We start from the raw sequence: 13,708 nt of genomic DNA on the forward strand, positions 1-13,708 counted from the left end.
ACTTGACGCAATTCGATCCCTCGGCCATATTGATAGTTAGCAAACTAACTGTATGCGAACTATCCAGTGCCTCAATCCCTCGAACAACTCCAGATGAACCTCAGCAGCAGCATGGTGGTGGGCGCCCGTAACTGGCGCAAAATCTGCCAGAGCACGCTGGTCAGCTATGGCATCTCCGAAGCCTGCGCCGTGCCGCTGTTGATGATCGGCCGCTTGGGCGACGGGGTGCACCAGGTCAAAGTGGCCCAGGCCTCCGGGATGGAAAGCCCGTCCCTGGTGCGCCTGCTCGACCGGCTGTGCCATGACGGCTATGTGTGCCGTACCGAAGACATCCACGACCGCCGCGCCAAGGCCCTGAGCCTCACCGAGCGTGGTCGCGAGTTGGTGCAGGCGGTGGAGGTACAGTTGGTGCGCCTGCGCCGCGAAGTGCTGGCGGACCTTCCAACCGCCGACATGGAAGCCGCGCTGCGCGTACTGCGGGCCTTTGAGGCGGCGACGCTTTGAACGGATTTTTTACCGGCTTTCCGCCCGCCCGTGACTGGTTCTATGGGGTTCGTACCTTCGCCGCGTCGATGATCGCGTTGTACATCGCCATGCTGATGCAAATGCCGCGTCCGTACTGGGCGATGGCCACGGTGTATATCGTCTCCAGCCCGTTTGTCGGGCCTACCAGTTCCAAGGCGTTGTACCGCGCCATCGGCACCTTGATGGGGGCGGCGGCGGCGGTGTTTTTTGTGCCGATGTTCGTGCAATCGCCGTACATCCTGGCGGTGGTGATCGCATTGTGGACGGGCACCTTGCTGTTCCTCTCCATGCACCTGCGCACCGCCAACAACTATGCCTTGATGCTCGCCGGCTACACCTTGCCGCTGATCGCCCTGCCGGTGGTGGATAACCCGCTGGCGGTGTGGGATGTGGCCGAGGCGCGGACCGAGGAAATCTTCCTCGGCATTGCGGTCGCGGCGGTGGTGGGCGCGATGTTCTGGCCGCGGCGGCTGATGCCGGTGTTCGATGGCGCGGTGGCCAAGTGGTTCAGCGACGCCCAGGTCTACAGCCAGCGTTTTCTTTCCCGCAATGTGCAGCCGGAAGAAGTCAGCGCCCTGCGCGGCGGCATGGTCGCCACCTTCAATACCCTTGAATTGATGATCGGCCAGTTGCCCCACGAAGGCGCGCGGCCGCAGACGGTGCGCAATACCAAGGAACTGCGCGGGCGCATGATCCACCTGCTGCCGTTGGTGGAGGAACTCGACGATGCGCTGTATGCCGTCGAACAGCGTGCGCCGCAGTTTCTCGAGCAACTGACGCCGCTGCTGGAAGCTACCCGGCAGTGGCTGGAAAACACCACCGAAAGCGCACCGCTGGAACGCTGGCGCGCCCTGCGTGACCAGGTCGACGCCCTGCAACCCCAAGGCGAAGCGCTGGACGAGCGCCACACGCTGTTGTTCTCCAACGCCCTCTACCGCCTGGGCGAGTGGATCGACCTGTGGCAGGACTGCCGCAGCCTGCAAGCCGCCATCCAGTGCGAAAGCCAGGACACCTGGCGTGCCGTGTACCGTCACTGGCGCCTGGGCCGGCTCACACCGTTCCTCGACCATGGCCTGATGCTCTATTCGGCGTTTTCCACCGTCACCGCGATCATCGTCGCGTCGGTGCTGTGGATCCTGCTGGGCTGGACCGATGGCGGCAGCGCGGTGATCCTGGCAGCCGTGGCCTGCAGTTTTTTCGCTTCTATGGACGACCCGGCGCCGCAGATCTATCGGTTCTTTTTCTGGACCGCCATGTCGGTGCTGTTCGCCAGCCTCTACCTGTTCCTGGTCCTGCCTAACCTGCACGATTTCCCGATGCTGGTACTGGCGTTCGCGGTGCCGTTCATCTGCATCGGCACGCTGACCGTGCAGCCGCGTTTTTACCTGGGCATGCTGCTGACGCTGGTGAACACCTCGTCGTTCATCAGCATCCAGGGCGCCTACGACGCGGACTTCCTCAACTTCGCCAACGTCAACCTGGCCGGGCCGGTGGGCCTGCTGTTCGCCTTTGTGTGGACGTTGATCGCCCGGCCCTTCGGCGCCGAACTGGCGGCCAAGCGCCTGACCCGTTTCAGCTGGCGCGATATCGTCGGCCTGACCGAGCCCGCCACCCTGAACGAACACCGGCACCTCGCCGCACAGATGCTCGACCGCCTGATGCAGCACCTGCCGCGCCTGGCGATGATCGGCCAGGACACCGGCATCGCCCTGCGCGACCTGCGCGTGGCGCTCAACCTGCTCGACTTGCTGGCCTATTCGCCGCGCATCCTCGGCGTGCCGCGGGTGCTGCTCAACCAAGTGGTGGAAGGCGTGGGCGGTTACTTCAAGGCCTGCCTCAAGGCGGGTGAACGCTTGCCTGCGCCCAGCGGTCTGCTGATGACCCTCGACCGCACGCGCCGCGCCCTCAACGGCCAGGGCCTGCAAGACGAAGACGATACCCGCCTGCACCTGCTGCACGCGCTGGCCGGCCTGCGCCTGGCGTTGTTGCCGGGTGTGGAATTCATTGGCGGCACGGAGATGGAAGCGCCGCTACCCGATGGAGCGCCTTTATGATCGGTGATCTGGATATCAGCGGGGTGTTCCTGCCCACGCTGCTGGTGCTGATGGGCATTACGTACGTGTTGTTTCTGGTGGTGCACGGGCTGTTGACCCGCGTTCACTTCTATCGCCTGGTCTGGCACCGGGCATTGTTCAATGTGGGGCTCTACGCGCTGTTGCTGGGCGCGGTGGACTCACTCAGTCGATACCTGATGACATGAAAAAACCTTTTTTGACCATCGGCCGTGTAGTCCTGACGTTGTTGATCGTGAGCTTCGCGGTCGTCGTTGTGTGGCGCATGGTCATGTACTACATGTTTGCGCCCTGGACCCGTGACGGTCACATCCGTGCCGACATCGTGCAGATCGCGCCGGACGTGTCCGGGCTGATCCAGCGCGTCGATGTGCACGACAACCAGCTGGTGACCAAGGGCCAGGTACTGTTTGCCGTCGACCAAGACCGCTTCAAGCTGGCCCTGCGCCAGGCCCAGGCCGCCGTGGCCGACCGCCAGGAAACCCTGGCCCAGGCAAGCCGCGAGTACAAGCGTAACCGTGGCCTCGGCAACCTGGTGCCCAGCGAGCAGCTGGAAGAAAGCCAGTCCCGCGTTGCCCGCGCCCAATCGGCCCTGGCCGAAGCGCAAGTGACGGTGGATTCGGCCCAACTCAACCTCGATCGCTCGGTAATCCGCAGCCCGGTGGACGGCTACGTCAACGACCGCGCACCGCGTACCCAGGAGTTCGTCACCGCCGGGCGGCCGGTGCTGTCGGTGGTGGACAGCAATTCCTTCCATATCGACGGCTACTTCGAAGAGACCAAGCTCGACGGCATCCACGTCGGCATGGGCGTCGACATCCGTGTGATCGGCGACAACGCCCGCCTGCACGGGCATGTGCAGAGCATCGTCGCCGGTATCGAAGACCGTGACCGCAGCAGCGGCTCGAACCTGCTGCCCAACGTCAACCCGGCGTTCAGCTGGGTGCGCCTGGCCCAGCGGATTCCGGTGCGTATTGCCTTTGACGATGTCCCGGCGGACTTCCGCATGATCGCCGGGCGTACCGCCACGGTGTCGATCATTGGCGACAAACCCAATGAGGGAGCCAGGCCATGAAGCGGCTGTGGGCAACCGCTGCGCTGGGGGTGTTGCTGTCGGCCTGCCAAGTGGTGGGGCCGGATTACCAGCTGCCGCAAACGTCTGCCGTCAACCGCGCTGACCTGCAAGGGCAACTGGCGGGCAAGGGCGGCGACGTGGTGTCGGCGCCGGTGCCGGCGGACTGGTGGAAGCTGTACAAAGACCCGCGCCTGGACGAGCTGGTGCGCCAGGCCATGGCCTCCAACACCGACCTGCGGGTGGCCGCAGCCAACCTGCAGCGCGCCCGTTATCAGACCCAACAGGCTGAATCCGCCGGCGGCTGGAGTGCCGGCGCCAAGGCCGAGGTGCAGCGCCTGCAGGAATCCGGCGAAGCGTTTTTGCAGGCGGACAAAGTGCCGGTGGATAACATCGGCAGCGTCGGCATTACCACCTCGTATCAATTCGACCTGTTCGGCACCTTGCAACGTGGCATCGAAAGCGCCCAGGCCAGCGCCGATGCGGCCCAGGCCGCCGCCGATACCGCACGCATCACCCTGGTGGCCGATGTGGTGCGCTCCTACACCCAGGTCTGCGCGGCCAACGAAGAACTGGCGATTGCCAACGAATCCCTCGACCTGCAAGCCCAGAGCACCAAACTGACCCAACGCCTGCGTGACGCGGGCCGTGGCGATGAAACCCAGGTCACCCGCTCGCAAACCCAATACAAATCCCTGCGCGCCGACATGCCGCGCTACGAAGCGGCGCGCCAGGCCGGGCTGTTCCGCCTGTCGATGCTGCTGGCCAAGCCAGTGGACCAACTGCCGGCGGGCACCGGCACCTGCGCCGAGCTGCCGCACATCGCCCAGCTGTTGCCGGTGGGCGATGGTGCGGCGCTGCTTAAGCGTCGCCCCGACGTGCGCCAGGCCGAACGCCAACTGGCCGCTGCTACCGCGCGTATCGGCGTGGCCACCGGCGCCTTGTACCCGGACATCGCCATCGGCGCCACGGTGGGCACCGTAGGTCTGCTCGACAACCTCGGCCAGCCGGCGACCAACCGCTGGGGCTTCGGCCCGATGATCAGTTGGACGGTGCCGACCAACGGCGCCCGTGCACGCATCCACGAGGCCGAAGCCGCGACCCAGGGCGCCCTGGCGCATTTCGACGGGGTGGTCCTCAACGCCATCCGCGAAACCCAGACCGGCCTGGCGCAATACACCGCCGTGCTGCAACGGCGCGAGGCGCTGGCGGACGCCGAGCGCTCGGCCCAAGAGGCGGCAGACCAGACCCACCGCTTCTTCCAGGCCGGCCGCGAATCGTTCCTCGCCGACCTGCAAGCCACCCGCACCTACACCGCGATGCGCGCGCAACTGGCGGCGGCCAATACCCAGGTTGCCATGAGCCAGATCGATCTGTTCCTGGCCCTGGGCGGCGGCTGGGAAAGCGGACGAACGCAAGCGTCACAGCCCGGCAAACCCTGAGCGAATAGCTATGCTTGGACAGGCGGGTCGCCGTGACGACTCGCCTGACACTGCTCGCGTTTGCTCATGGGGATTCCAATAATGAAAAACCCTTATGCTCCCGCTTTCTGGTGCGTGCTCTTCGCACTGGTGTTGTTATCGGCCGCGTATTTCTACGGCGTCATGCTCGCCCATCAACTCGACAAGGCCATGGTGTTTCTCGACAGCGCCTGCCTGGTGATCGGCTCCCTGTCCATCGGCGTGGTGGCCTGGGCGTCCTACCAGAACCAGCGCGTGAAGAAAAAACTCCTCGAACAAGGCAAGACCCGCGTAGCGATCTGGGACACCAAGGTCGCCCTGCGTCGGGTCGAAACCGTGTTCGACCGCTATTTCTGGGGCAGCTATTGGCAGCCGGGGCGCACCTTCCAGGAAGTCATGGGCGACCTTACCGGCACGCCCCTGGAAAAAAGCCTCGAAGTCCTGAAAAAACAGTGTGTGGCCCTCGATCGGCAGGTCGCCGATGGCCGGCATTGGCTGAATAATGCGCGGGAATTGTCCGACGTCGCCACGCAGATGGCCCGGGAGCGCTACCAGCTGGACTTCTGCGACCCCAAGTCCGACACGCCCGGCAATGCGGTGATACACCGCGAGTTTGAGGTGCTGGTGTACACCTGGACGGCGCGCCTGAAGAGTTTTGACCACCAGCTCGACGAGATCGAGTTGGAGTATTCCTGACGTAGCAGTGGTCGAGTAGAACGAGGCCGCGTTCGAGGACGAAGTCCTCGTAAAACCAGCACGCACGGTTTTTGATAAGCCAAGGTGCCTGGTTTTACGACTGCTTCGCAGTCGAACGCGGCCTCGCTGTGCTCGACCGCTGCTACGGAGCCTATGCTAACCTCTCCCGGATTTTTCGGCGGGCTTGAGCCAACCCTTACGGGGTTCAAGGAAGACAGCCCACTTCTCACAGGATTTGATCAGGTCACTTCATGAATAAGCCAGCAGTCGTTCTTTTGGGTTTAGTTGTCGCCGTAGGCGTCGTCAGTGCAGGCGGCGCCTGGTACACCGGTAAACAACTGGAACCGGTGCTGCAAACCGCGATCCAGAACGCCAACAAGGAACTGCAGACCTCCATGGCCGGCGTCGACGGCACCGTGGCCCTGGAGCTGGTGTCCCTGGAGCGTGGCGTGTTCAGCAGCACCGCGCACTACCGCCTGAAGGGCCAAGGCTCGGTGTTCGGCGAAGAAAACCCCAATCCCGAATTGCTCTTCGTCGACCATATCGAACACGGCCCGCTGCCGTTCTCGCGCCTGGTGACGCTCAAATGGCTGCCGGTCATGGCCACCAGTCACTACGAACTGGAAAAGAACCCCACCACCGAGAAGTGGTTCGCCGCCGCCAAAGACGTGTCGCCGCTCAAGGGCGTGGCCAATATCGGCTACAGCCGCTCGGTCAACGGCAACATCGAATTGCTGCCCCTGGCGTTCAAGGACGACACGTCTTCGGTGAACTTCTCCGGCGCCAACATGAATTTCGACAGCACCGCCGAAGGCCAGAAGGTCAAGGCCGACGGCTTCATGAACAGCCTCAAGATCGCAGCGGTAGATGCCAAGGGCGACGCCTTCGAGGCCGAACTGGCTGGCCTGACCATCGCCAGCAACCTGGAAAAATCCACCTTTGGCTTCTACACCGGGCAAAACACCGTTGAGCTGACCGACAGCACATTCACCTTCGGCCCGCAGAAAGCCGTGCTGACGGTCAAAGGCTTCGAGCAGAAAGACTCCAGCGAAACCAAGGACAACAACCTGGCCGGCCGTGTCGACTACAAGATCGACGAGATCGGTTACCAGGGCAAACCCGTGGGTTCGGCGGCCATGGCCCTGAGCATGAAGAACGTCGACATCCCGGCCATGCTGGTGTTGACCAAGCTGTACCAGGACAAGATGCAGCCGGTGCAAGCCGCTGCCGCAGCGGGCCAGCCAGCGCCTGAGCTGCAATTGACCGAAGCCGAGCAGGCCCTGGCCGAAGCGAACGTCAACCAGGTATTGGCCGCCAAGCCGCAGATCGCTGTGGAAAACCTGTCGCTGAAAACCACCCATGGCGAAAGCAAGTTCAACCTGCTGGTGGACCTGGCCAAGCCGGCCTCCATGGAGTTGCCGCCGGTTGAGCTGGGCAAGCAGATGATTGCATTGCTGGATGCCAACCTGACCTTGTCCAAGCCGATGATCGGTGACGTGGCTGCCCTGCAGGCGCAACTCGGTGGCGTGACCGACCCGAAAGCCATCGAGCAGCAGTCCCAGATGGCCGCCGAGATGGTCAGCGGCATGGCGGTCGGTACTCAGTTGGCGACCCTGGTCGGCAGCGATGTGGTGTCCAAGTTGCACTACGCCAACAATGAAGTGACCTTCAACGGCCAGAAAATGACCGTCGAGCAGTTCATTGGGTTTGTGATGGCCAAGTTCGGCGCGGTCAGCGGCGCGCAGTAAAGATTTCGCCATCGCCCGGAAATAAATAATGTGGGAGCGGGAGTGCCCGCGATAAGGGTCAAACAGTCGACGCACCTGTCGGCCGGCACCCCGTTATCGCAGGCAAGTCCGCTCCCACATTCACATTTCAGGCGGGCCGCGCAATTCTGAACAATTGTTCCGGATTGGTCTTTTTCCTACTTTCCTGAGAGATAGTTCACACAGGAAAGCTAGGCCGGGTCATTGGACGCCGGCACCCTGCGGCAATTCGCTCAGGACCACCTATCGTTACAGCTTTCCGTGTGTAAGGAAGCTCACGATATGTTGCGAAACCTACCACTCAGTGCATCAGGCCGGTTGCGACTGCTCGTCGGGGCCGCCTTATGCAGCCAATTACTGATGCCCGCCTTCGCCATGGCCGATCCGGCCTATGACGCGCTGATCATTCAGGCGCGCAACGGCAACTTCACCCCGGCCCTGACTCAATTGCGCCAACTGTCCGCCGAGCGCCAGACGCCAGGCCAGGTCAGCGATCATGTGGTGATCGCCGGTTGGGCCGGCCAGGACGCCGAAGTGCTGAAGGTGTACGAGGCCCAGGGTAAACATCGCAACCTCAGCACCCAGGCGCTCGCCACTGTCGCGCGGACCTATCGCAACCAGAAGCAATGGGCCCAGGCCGAGGCGGTCTATCGCCAGGCGTTGCTGCGTGAGCCGAATAACATCGACCTGCAACTGGGCCTGGCCCTGACCCAGGCCGACGGCGGCAAGGCGGACGAAGCGGTACAACGTACCCGCGCATTGGTCGCCGCCAAGCCCGATGACCCCAATCGCCGCATGGCCCTGGGTTATGCACTGACCCGTGCCGGCTTGAACTACGACGCGCTGTTCGAGTTCGACCAGGCGTTTATCCGCGCCGGCGACAAGCCTGACGTCGCCCGCGAATACATCGTCGCCCTGCAAAAGGCCCGCCTGCCGGAAGCCGCGTTGCGCCTGTCGGCCCAGCGTCCTGGCCTGCTGGACCCGGTGACCCAGCGCCGCCTGGAAGGCGACCTCGCTGCCGAGCGTGTGCGCATGGCCGAGTTCGCCACACGCAGCGAAAAAGAACGCTACGTGATTGCCGACCGCGCCCTGGCGGATTACGACAAATTGCTCGCCCGTTGGACCCCGGACGCCAGCGCCCATGACGACGTGGTGCGCTGGCGCATCGACCGTCTCGGTGCACTCAAGGCTCGGGCGCGTACCGCCGAGGTGATCCGCGAATACGAGACGCTTAAGGCCGAAGGCGTGCAACTGCCGACCTACGCCGTGCGTTGGGTGGCTGCGGCCTACCTGGACCAGCGCCAGCCGGAAAAAGCCGAGCCGCTGTATCGCCAGGCCCTGAGCGCCCCCGACGCCGAGCCCGATGATCGGGTCGAAGACACCACTGCGCTGTTCTACGCCTTGCAGGAAAGCGATAAAGCCGAGGACGCCAACGAGGTCGCCAAGGGCCTCGCCAACAGCCAGAACCCGCGGGTCGAACTCAAGGGCTTGCCCATCGGCAACCCCAACGACGCGTGGATGGACGCTCAGCAACTGTCGGCCCAGGCCGGCGTCTACGGCGGCGACCTGCCGGGCAGCGAAGCCGGCCTCGAAGCGCTGGTGGCGAAAGCCCCTGGCAACGTCGGCCTGCGCCTGGCCCAGGCTGACATGTACCGCGCCCGCGACCTGCCACGGCGTGCCGAAGGCATCCTGAAGGAAACCGAAGCCCAGGCCCCACGGGATATCGGCCTGGAAGTGAGCCAGGCCTACACCGCCATGGACCTGCAGGAGTGGCGCCAGCTCGACGTGCTCACCGACGATGTGCTCGCCCGCAACCCGGACAATCGCCAGGTGCAGCGCCTGAGCCGCCTGCGCGACGTGCATGACATGGCCGAACTGCGTGTCGAGGCGTATACCGGCAAAAGCTTTGGCGGCGGCAATGACAGTGACGCGGGCGCCGTTGCGGGGAGCCGCGATTGGGGCATTGAGAGTCGGATCTACACGCCGCCCATCGACGAAGACTGGCGTGTATTCGCCGGCGCCGGGTACGCCAAGGCCGACTTCAGCGAAGGCACGGGCCAGCATCGCTGGCAGGTGGTGGGCGTGGAGCGGCGTACCCGCGACATGACCATTGAAGCCGAGGTGTCCAACCACTCCTACGGCGATGGCGCCAAACAAGGCGCCGCGGTGTCGATTGCCCGTGACATCAACGACAACTGGCAATACGGCGGCAGCCTGGGCTACCTCCTGAGCACCACGCCGCTGCGGGCCTTGAATGACGGTGTCACGGCCAACGGTGGCAGCGGCTTTATCCGCTGGCGCGCCAACGAAAGCCGCGAATGGAAACTGACCCTCAGCCCCTCCCATTTCAGCGATGGCAACGACCGCTTCGAAGCCTTGCTCAGCGGCCGCGAAGGCCTCTACAGCTCGCCGAAAGTACAAGTGGACCTGGGCCTGGAAGTCGGCGCCAGCCGTAACAGCAAGGAAGACACGGTGTACTTCAACCCGAAGTCGGATTTCACCGTGCTGCCCGTCCTCAACATCAACCATGTGCTCTATCACCGCTACGAGACCCAGTGGAGTCAGCAGTTCCAGGTCGGTGCGGGTACCTATAGCCAGCGGGATTATTCCACCGGTGGCATCGGTCTGGTGGGCTACGGCCAACGCTTTCGCTGGAACGACGTGCTGGACGCCGGCGCCAACCTGAGCCTGATCAGCCGACCTTATGACGGGGATCGCGAACGCGATCTGCGTCTGCTCGTCGACCTCACTTACCGTTTCTAAAAGAGCCTGACCATGACCTTCCTCAGCCGTTGCTTGTTGGTTCTGGGCGTATTGCTGGCCAGTGCCTGCGCCCAGCAACCCGCGCCTTTCACTCCACCCGCCGAGCGGCCGACACCGGCCAACGAGACGGCGTGGCCGAAAAACCATTTCCTGGGTATTGCCTACCATGACGTGTCGGACCGTGATCCTGACCAGGCCGTGGTGGCGGTACGCACCGAGCGATTGATCGAACAGTTGGCCTGGCTGCGGGAGAACGGCTACCAGGCGGTCAGCGTCGACCAGATCCTGGCTGCCCGCCGTGGCGGCCCCGCGTTGCCGCCCAAAGCCATCATGCTCAGCTTCGATGACGGCTATTCGAGCTTCTATACCCGCGTGATGCCGATCCTGCGCGCCTATCGCTGGCCGGCCTTGCTGGCGCCGGTGGGCTACTGGATCGACACGCCGATGAACAAACCGGTGGACTTCGCCGGCTCGCCACGGCCGCGCGGCGAGTTCCTCACCTGGCAGCAGATCCGCGAAGTGTCCCAGTCCGGCCTGGTGGAAATCGCCGCGCACACCGATGCCAGCCACACCGGGATCCTCGCCAACCCCCAGGGCAACCTCGAGCCGGCGGCGACCTCGCTGCGCTATGACCCGGCCACGGGCCGTTATGAAAGCCAGGCCCAGTTCCAGGCGCGGATGCGGGCGGATGTCTCGGCGATCTCCAACAAGATCCAAACCGTGACCGGCAAGAAACCACGGGTATGGGTGTGGCCGTACGGCGCCGCCAAGGGCACCTCGCTGGCGATCGTCGGCGAGCAGGGCTACCAGATGGCCCTGACCCTGGAAGACGGCCTCGACAGCTCCAGTGATCTGATGAACAGCCCCCGCTTCCTGGTGGCCTCCGACCCGGACGGCGAGCATTTCGCCAACAGCATCGTCGCCGTGCAAACCCCGGCACCGCTGCGGGTGTTGCATGTGGACCTGGACAACGTCTACGACCCGGACCCGGCCCAGCAGGCGCGCAACCTCGACCAACTGGTGCAGCGCGTGGTGGACATGGGCGCCGGTACGGTGTTCCTGCAAGCCTTCGCCGACCCCAAGGGGGATGGCCTGGTGCACGAACTGTACTTCCCCAACCGTCACTTGCCGGTGCGCGCCGACCTGTTCAACCGCGTCTCCTGGCAGTTGCACACCCGTGCCCATGCCGCCGTGTACGCGTGGATGCCGGTGTTGAGTTTTGCCCTCGATCCCAAGCTGCCCCGCGTGACGCGTTGGGACCCGGAAACCGGCCAGGTCGGCACCGACCCTGACCAATACAAACGCCTGTCGCCGTTCGACCCGCAGGTGCGCAGGATCATTGGCGAGATCTATGAAGACCTGGCGCGCAACAATGCCATCGACGGCGTGCTGTACCACGACGACGCAGTGCTCTCGGACTTCGAAGACGCCAGCCCCGCCGCGCTCAAGGCCTATGCCGCCAACGGCCTGCCGGGCAGCATCCAGGCCCTGCGCGCCGACCCGGCCGTGATGCAGCGCTGGACGCGCTTCAAGAGTCGCTACTTGATCGACTTCACCAAAGAGCTGACCGCCAAGGTCCACGCCATCGGTGGGCCGCAGGTGCAGACCGCGCGCAATATCTTCGCCGAGCCGATGCTCAACCCGGCGAGCGAGGCCTGGTTCGCCCAGAACCTCGATGATTTCCTCCAGACCTACGACTGGACCGCGCCGATGGCCATGCCGCTGATGGAAGGCCAGGAGTACAAGACCTCCAATGCCTGGCTGGAGAAGCTGGTGGCGACGGTCAAGGCGCGTCCCGGCGCGATGGACCGCACCGTATTCGAACTGCAGGCCAAAGACTGGCGCACCAAGGCCGCGCCGGATATCGACGCTGTGCAGATGGCTGAATGGATGGGTGTGCTCAAGCGCCAGGGTGTCACGAGTTTTGGCTACTACCCGGACAACTTCCTGGAAAATTCCCCGGACCTGAAGACTGTGCGTCCGGCCCTTTCCAACCAATGGAATCCTTGACCATGTTCGACAGAATCCTGGCGTTATTCGTGCTGGCACTGGTATTAGGCGTGCCCCTGGGCCTGATCTTCCTGGTCACCGGGCAGTTCCTGATGGACTTCGTGTTTTTCTACCCGCTGTTCATGTCGGCGCTGTGGATCGCCGGTGGCTTGTACTTCTGGCTGCATTGGGAGCGCCACTGGCCCTGGGAGGAAGACACTCCGGCACCGACCCTGGCCGGCAACCCGCTGATCTCGATCATCATCCCTTGCTACAACGAGGGCGATAACGCCGCCGACACCATTCATGCGGCGCTGGGCCAGCTGTACCCGAACATCGAAGTGATCGCGGTCAACGACGGCTCCAAGGACAACACCGCCGCCGTCCTCGACGCCCTGGCGCTGGAACATCCGCGCCTGCGGGTGCTGCACCTGGCGCAGAACCAGGGCAAGGCCGTGGCCTTGCGCATGGGGGCGGTGGCCTCGCGCAGCGAATATCTGGTGTGCATCGACGGCGATGCGCTGCTGGATAAAAACGCGGCGGCCTACATGGTCGCGCCGATGCTCGACAACCCGCGCCTGGGCGCCGTCACCGGCAACCCACGCATTCGCACACGCTCGACCTTGATCGGCCGCGTGCAGGTGGGCGAATTCTCCTCGATCATCGGCTTGATCAAGCGCACCCAGCGCGTGTTCGGGCGGATCTTCACGGTGTCGGGTGTGGTGGTGGCGTTCCGTAAAAAGGCGCTGGACCGCATCGACTACTGGAGCACCGACATGATCACCGAGGACATCGATGTCAGTTGGAAGCTGCAGCTCGATCACTGGAGCATCTTCTACGAGCCGCGCGCGCTGTGCTGGATCCTGATGCCCGAAACCGTCGGCGGCCTGTGGAAACAGCGCCTGCGCTGGGCCCAGGGCGGTGCCGAAGTGCTGTTCAAGAATATCCGTGGCATCTGGCAATGGCGCCATCGCTACCTGTGGCCGCTGCTGTTCGAATACTGCCTGTCCACCGGTTGGGCCTTCACCTTCCTGCTCTCGGTGATTTTCTGGGGCCTGGGCAAATTCATCGTGCTGCCGCCGGCAATCACGGTGGACTCCCTGGTCCCGCCGGCCTTTACCGGCCTGGTGCTGGCGATGGTGTGCCTGGTGCAATTCGCGGTGAGCATCCTGATCGACCGCCGCTACGAGAAAGACCTGTGGAAAACCCTGTTCTGGACCGTGTGGTACCCGATGGTGTTCTGGCTGGTCAGCCTGTTCACCACCCTGGTCAGTTTCCCCAAGGTGCTGTTCAACCAGCACCAGAAGCGCGCGCGCTGGGTCAGCCCGGATCGCGGTATCAAACCTGTTGAAGAGGAGGCGTGAG

The 13,708-nt window shown here is 63.8% G+C and carries 10 protein-coding genes; all 10 read left to right on the top strand.

Going from position 1 to position 13,708, the window contains the following annotated elements:
• The first annotated feature begins 93 nt into the window (after positions 1-93).
• Positions 94-504 (top strand): MarR family winged helix-turn-helix transcriptional regulator, encoded by a 411-nt coding sequence (locus BM416_RS26790; RefSeq protein ID WP_065941015.1) that lies wholly within the window; start codon positions 94-96, stop codon positions 502-504.
• The gene (locus tag BM416_RS26795) at positions 501-2,579 is read left to right on the top strand and encodes an FUSC family protein (protein WP_092490018.1); all 2,079 of its coding nucleotides are present in this window, start codon (positions 501-503) and stop codon (positions 2,577-2,579) included. The genes BM416_RS26790 and BM416_RS26795 overlap by 4 nt, the downstream gene beginning before the upstream one ends.
• Positions 2,576-2,785: a DUF1656 domain-containing protein gene (locus BM416_RS26800; protein ID WP_012721577.1), complete on the top strand. Its 210-nt coding sequence runs from the start codon at positions 2,576-2,578 to the stop codon at positions 2,783-2,785. The genes BM416_RS26795 and BM416_RS26800 overlap by 4 nt, the downstream gene beginning before the upstream one ends.
• Complete coding sequence (locus tag BM416_RS26805) at positions 2,782-3,672, top strand: efflux RND transporter periplasmic adaptor subunit (RefSeq protein WP_092490019.1); 891 nt, start codon at positions 2,782-2,784, stop codon at positions 3,670-3,672. The genes BM416_RS26800 and BM416_RS26805 overlap by 4 nt, the downstream gene beginning before the upstream one ends.
• Positions 3,669-5,111 carry an efflux transporter outer membrane subunit gene (locus BM416_RS26810; RefSeq protein ID WP_092490020.1) on the top strand — a complete coding sequence of 481 codons (1,443 nt, stop codon included), beginning with the start codon at positions 3,669-3,671 and terminating at the stop codon, positions 5,109-5,111. Before BM416_RS26805 ends, BM416_RS26810 begins: the two co-directional genes overlap by 4 nt.
• An 81-nt stretch (positions 5,112-5,192) precedes the next feature.
• The gene (locus tag BM416_RS26815; RefSeq protein ID WP_027608077.1) at positions 5,193-5,825 is read left to right on the top strand and encodes a hypothetical protein; all 633 of its coding nucleotides are present in this window, start codon (positions 5,193-5,195) and stop codon (positions 5,823-5,825) included.
• Positions 5,826-6,076: 251 nt separating this feature from the next.
• On the top strand, positions 6,077-7,573 hold the full coding sequence (locus tag BM416_RS26820) for a YdgA family protein (protein WP_092490021.1): 1,497 nt from the start codon (positions 6,077-6,079) through the stop codon (positions 7,571-7,573).
• Between the two features lie 300 nt (positions 7,574-7,873).
• Positions 7,874-10,354, top strand: a complete 2,481-nt coding sequence (pgaA, locus tag BM416_RS26825) for a poly-beta-1,6 N-acetyl-D-glucosamine export porin PgaA (protein WP_092490022.1) — start codon at positions 7,874-7,876, stop codon at positions 10,352-10,354.
• A 12-nt stretch (positions 10,355-10,366) separates the two neighbouring features.
• Positions 10,367-12,364 carry a poly-beta-1,6-N-acetyl-D-glucosamine N-deacetylase PgaB gene (gene pgaB, locus BM416_RS26830; RefSeq protein WP_092490023.1) on the top strand — a complete coding sequence of 666 codons (1,998 nt, stop codon included), beginning with the start codon at positions 10,367-10,369 and terminating at the stop codon, positions 12,362-12,364.
• Positions 12,365-12,366: 2 nt separating this feature from the next.
• Positions 12,367-13,707, top strand: coding sequence for a poly-beta-1,6-N-acetyl-D-glucosamine synthase (pgaC, locus tag BM416_RS26835; protein ID WP_027608081.1), 1,341 nt, complete (start codon positions 12,367-12,369; stop codon positions 13,705-13,707).
• Position 13,708: the final 1 nt, after the last annotated feature.

Origin of the sequence: Pseudomonas sp. NFACC42-2, assembly GCF_900116055.1 — a bacterium.
GTDB lineage: Bacteria > Pseudomonadota > Gammaproteobacteria > Pseudomonadales > Pseudomonadaceae > Aquipseudomonas > Aquipseudomonas marginalis.

Coding starts and splice junctions, on each gene's coding strand:
- BM416_RS26810 (WP_092490020.1), top strand. CDS start 3,669: ATGAAGCGGCTGTGGGCAACCGCTGCGCTGGGGGTGTTGCTGTCGGCC.
- pgaB (WP_092490023.1), top strand. CDS start 10,367: ATGACCTTCCTCAGCCGTTGCTTGTTGGTTCTGGGCGTATTGCTGGCC.
- BM416_RS26790 (WP_065941015.1), top strand. CDS start 94: ATGAACCTCAGCAGCAGCATGGTGGTGGGCGCCCGTAACTGGCGCAAA.
- BM416_RS26805 (WP_092490019.1), top strand. CDS start 2,782: ATGAAAAAACCTTTTTTGACCATCGGCCGTGTAGTCCTGACGTTGTTG.
- pgaC (WP_027608081.1), top strand. CDS start 12,367: ATGTTCGACAGAATCCTGGCGTTATTCGTGCTGGCACTGGTATTAGGC.
- BM416_RS26820 (WP_092490021.1), top strand. CDS start 6,077: ATGAATAAGCCAGCAGTCGTTCTTTTGGGTTTAGTTGTCGCCGTAGGC.
- BM416_RS26815 (WP_027608077.1), top strand. CDS start 5,193: ATGAAAAACCCTTATGCTCCCGCTTTCTGGTGCGTGCTCTTCGCACTG.
- BM416_RS26800 (WP_012721577.1), top strand. CDS start 2,576: ATGATCGGTGATCTGGATATCAGCGGGGTGTTCCTGCCCACGCTGCTG.
- pgaA (WP_092490022.1), top strand. CDS start 7,874: ATGTTGCGAAACCTACCACTCAGTGCATCAGGCCGGTTGCGACTGCTC.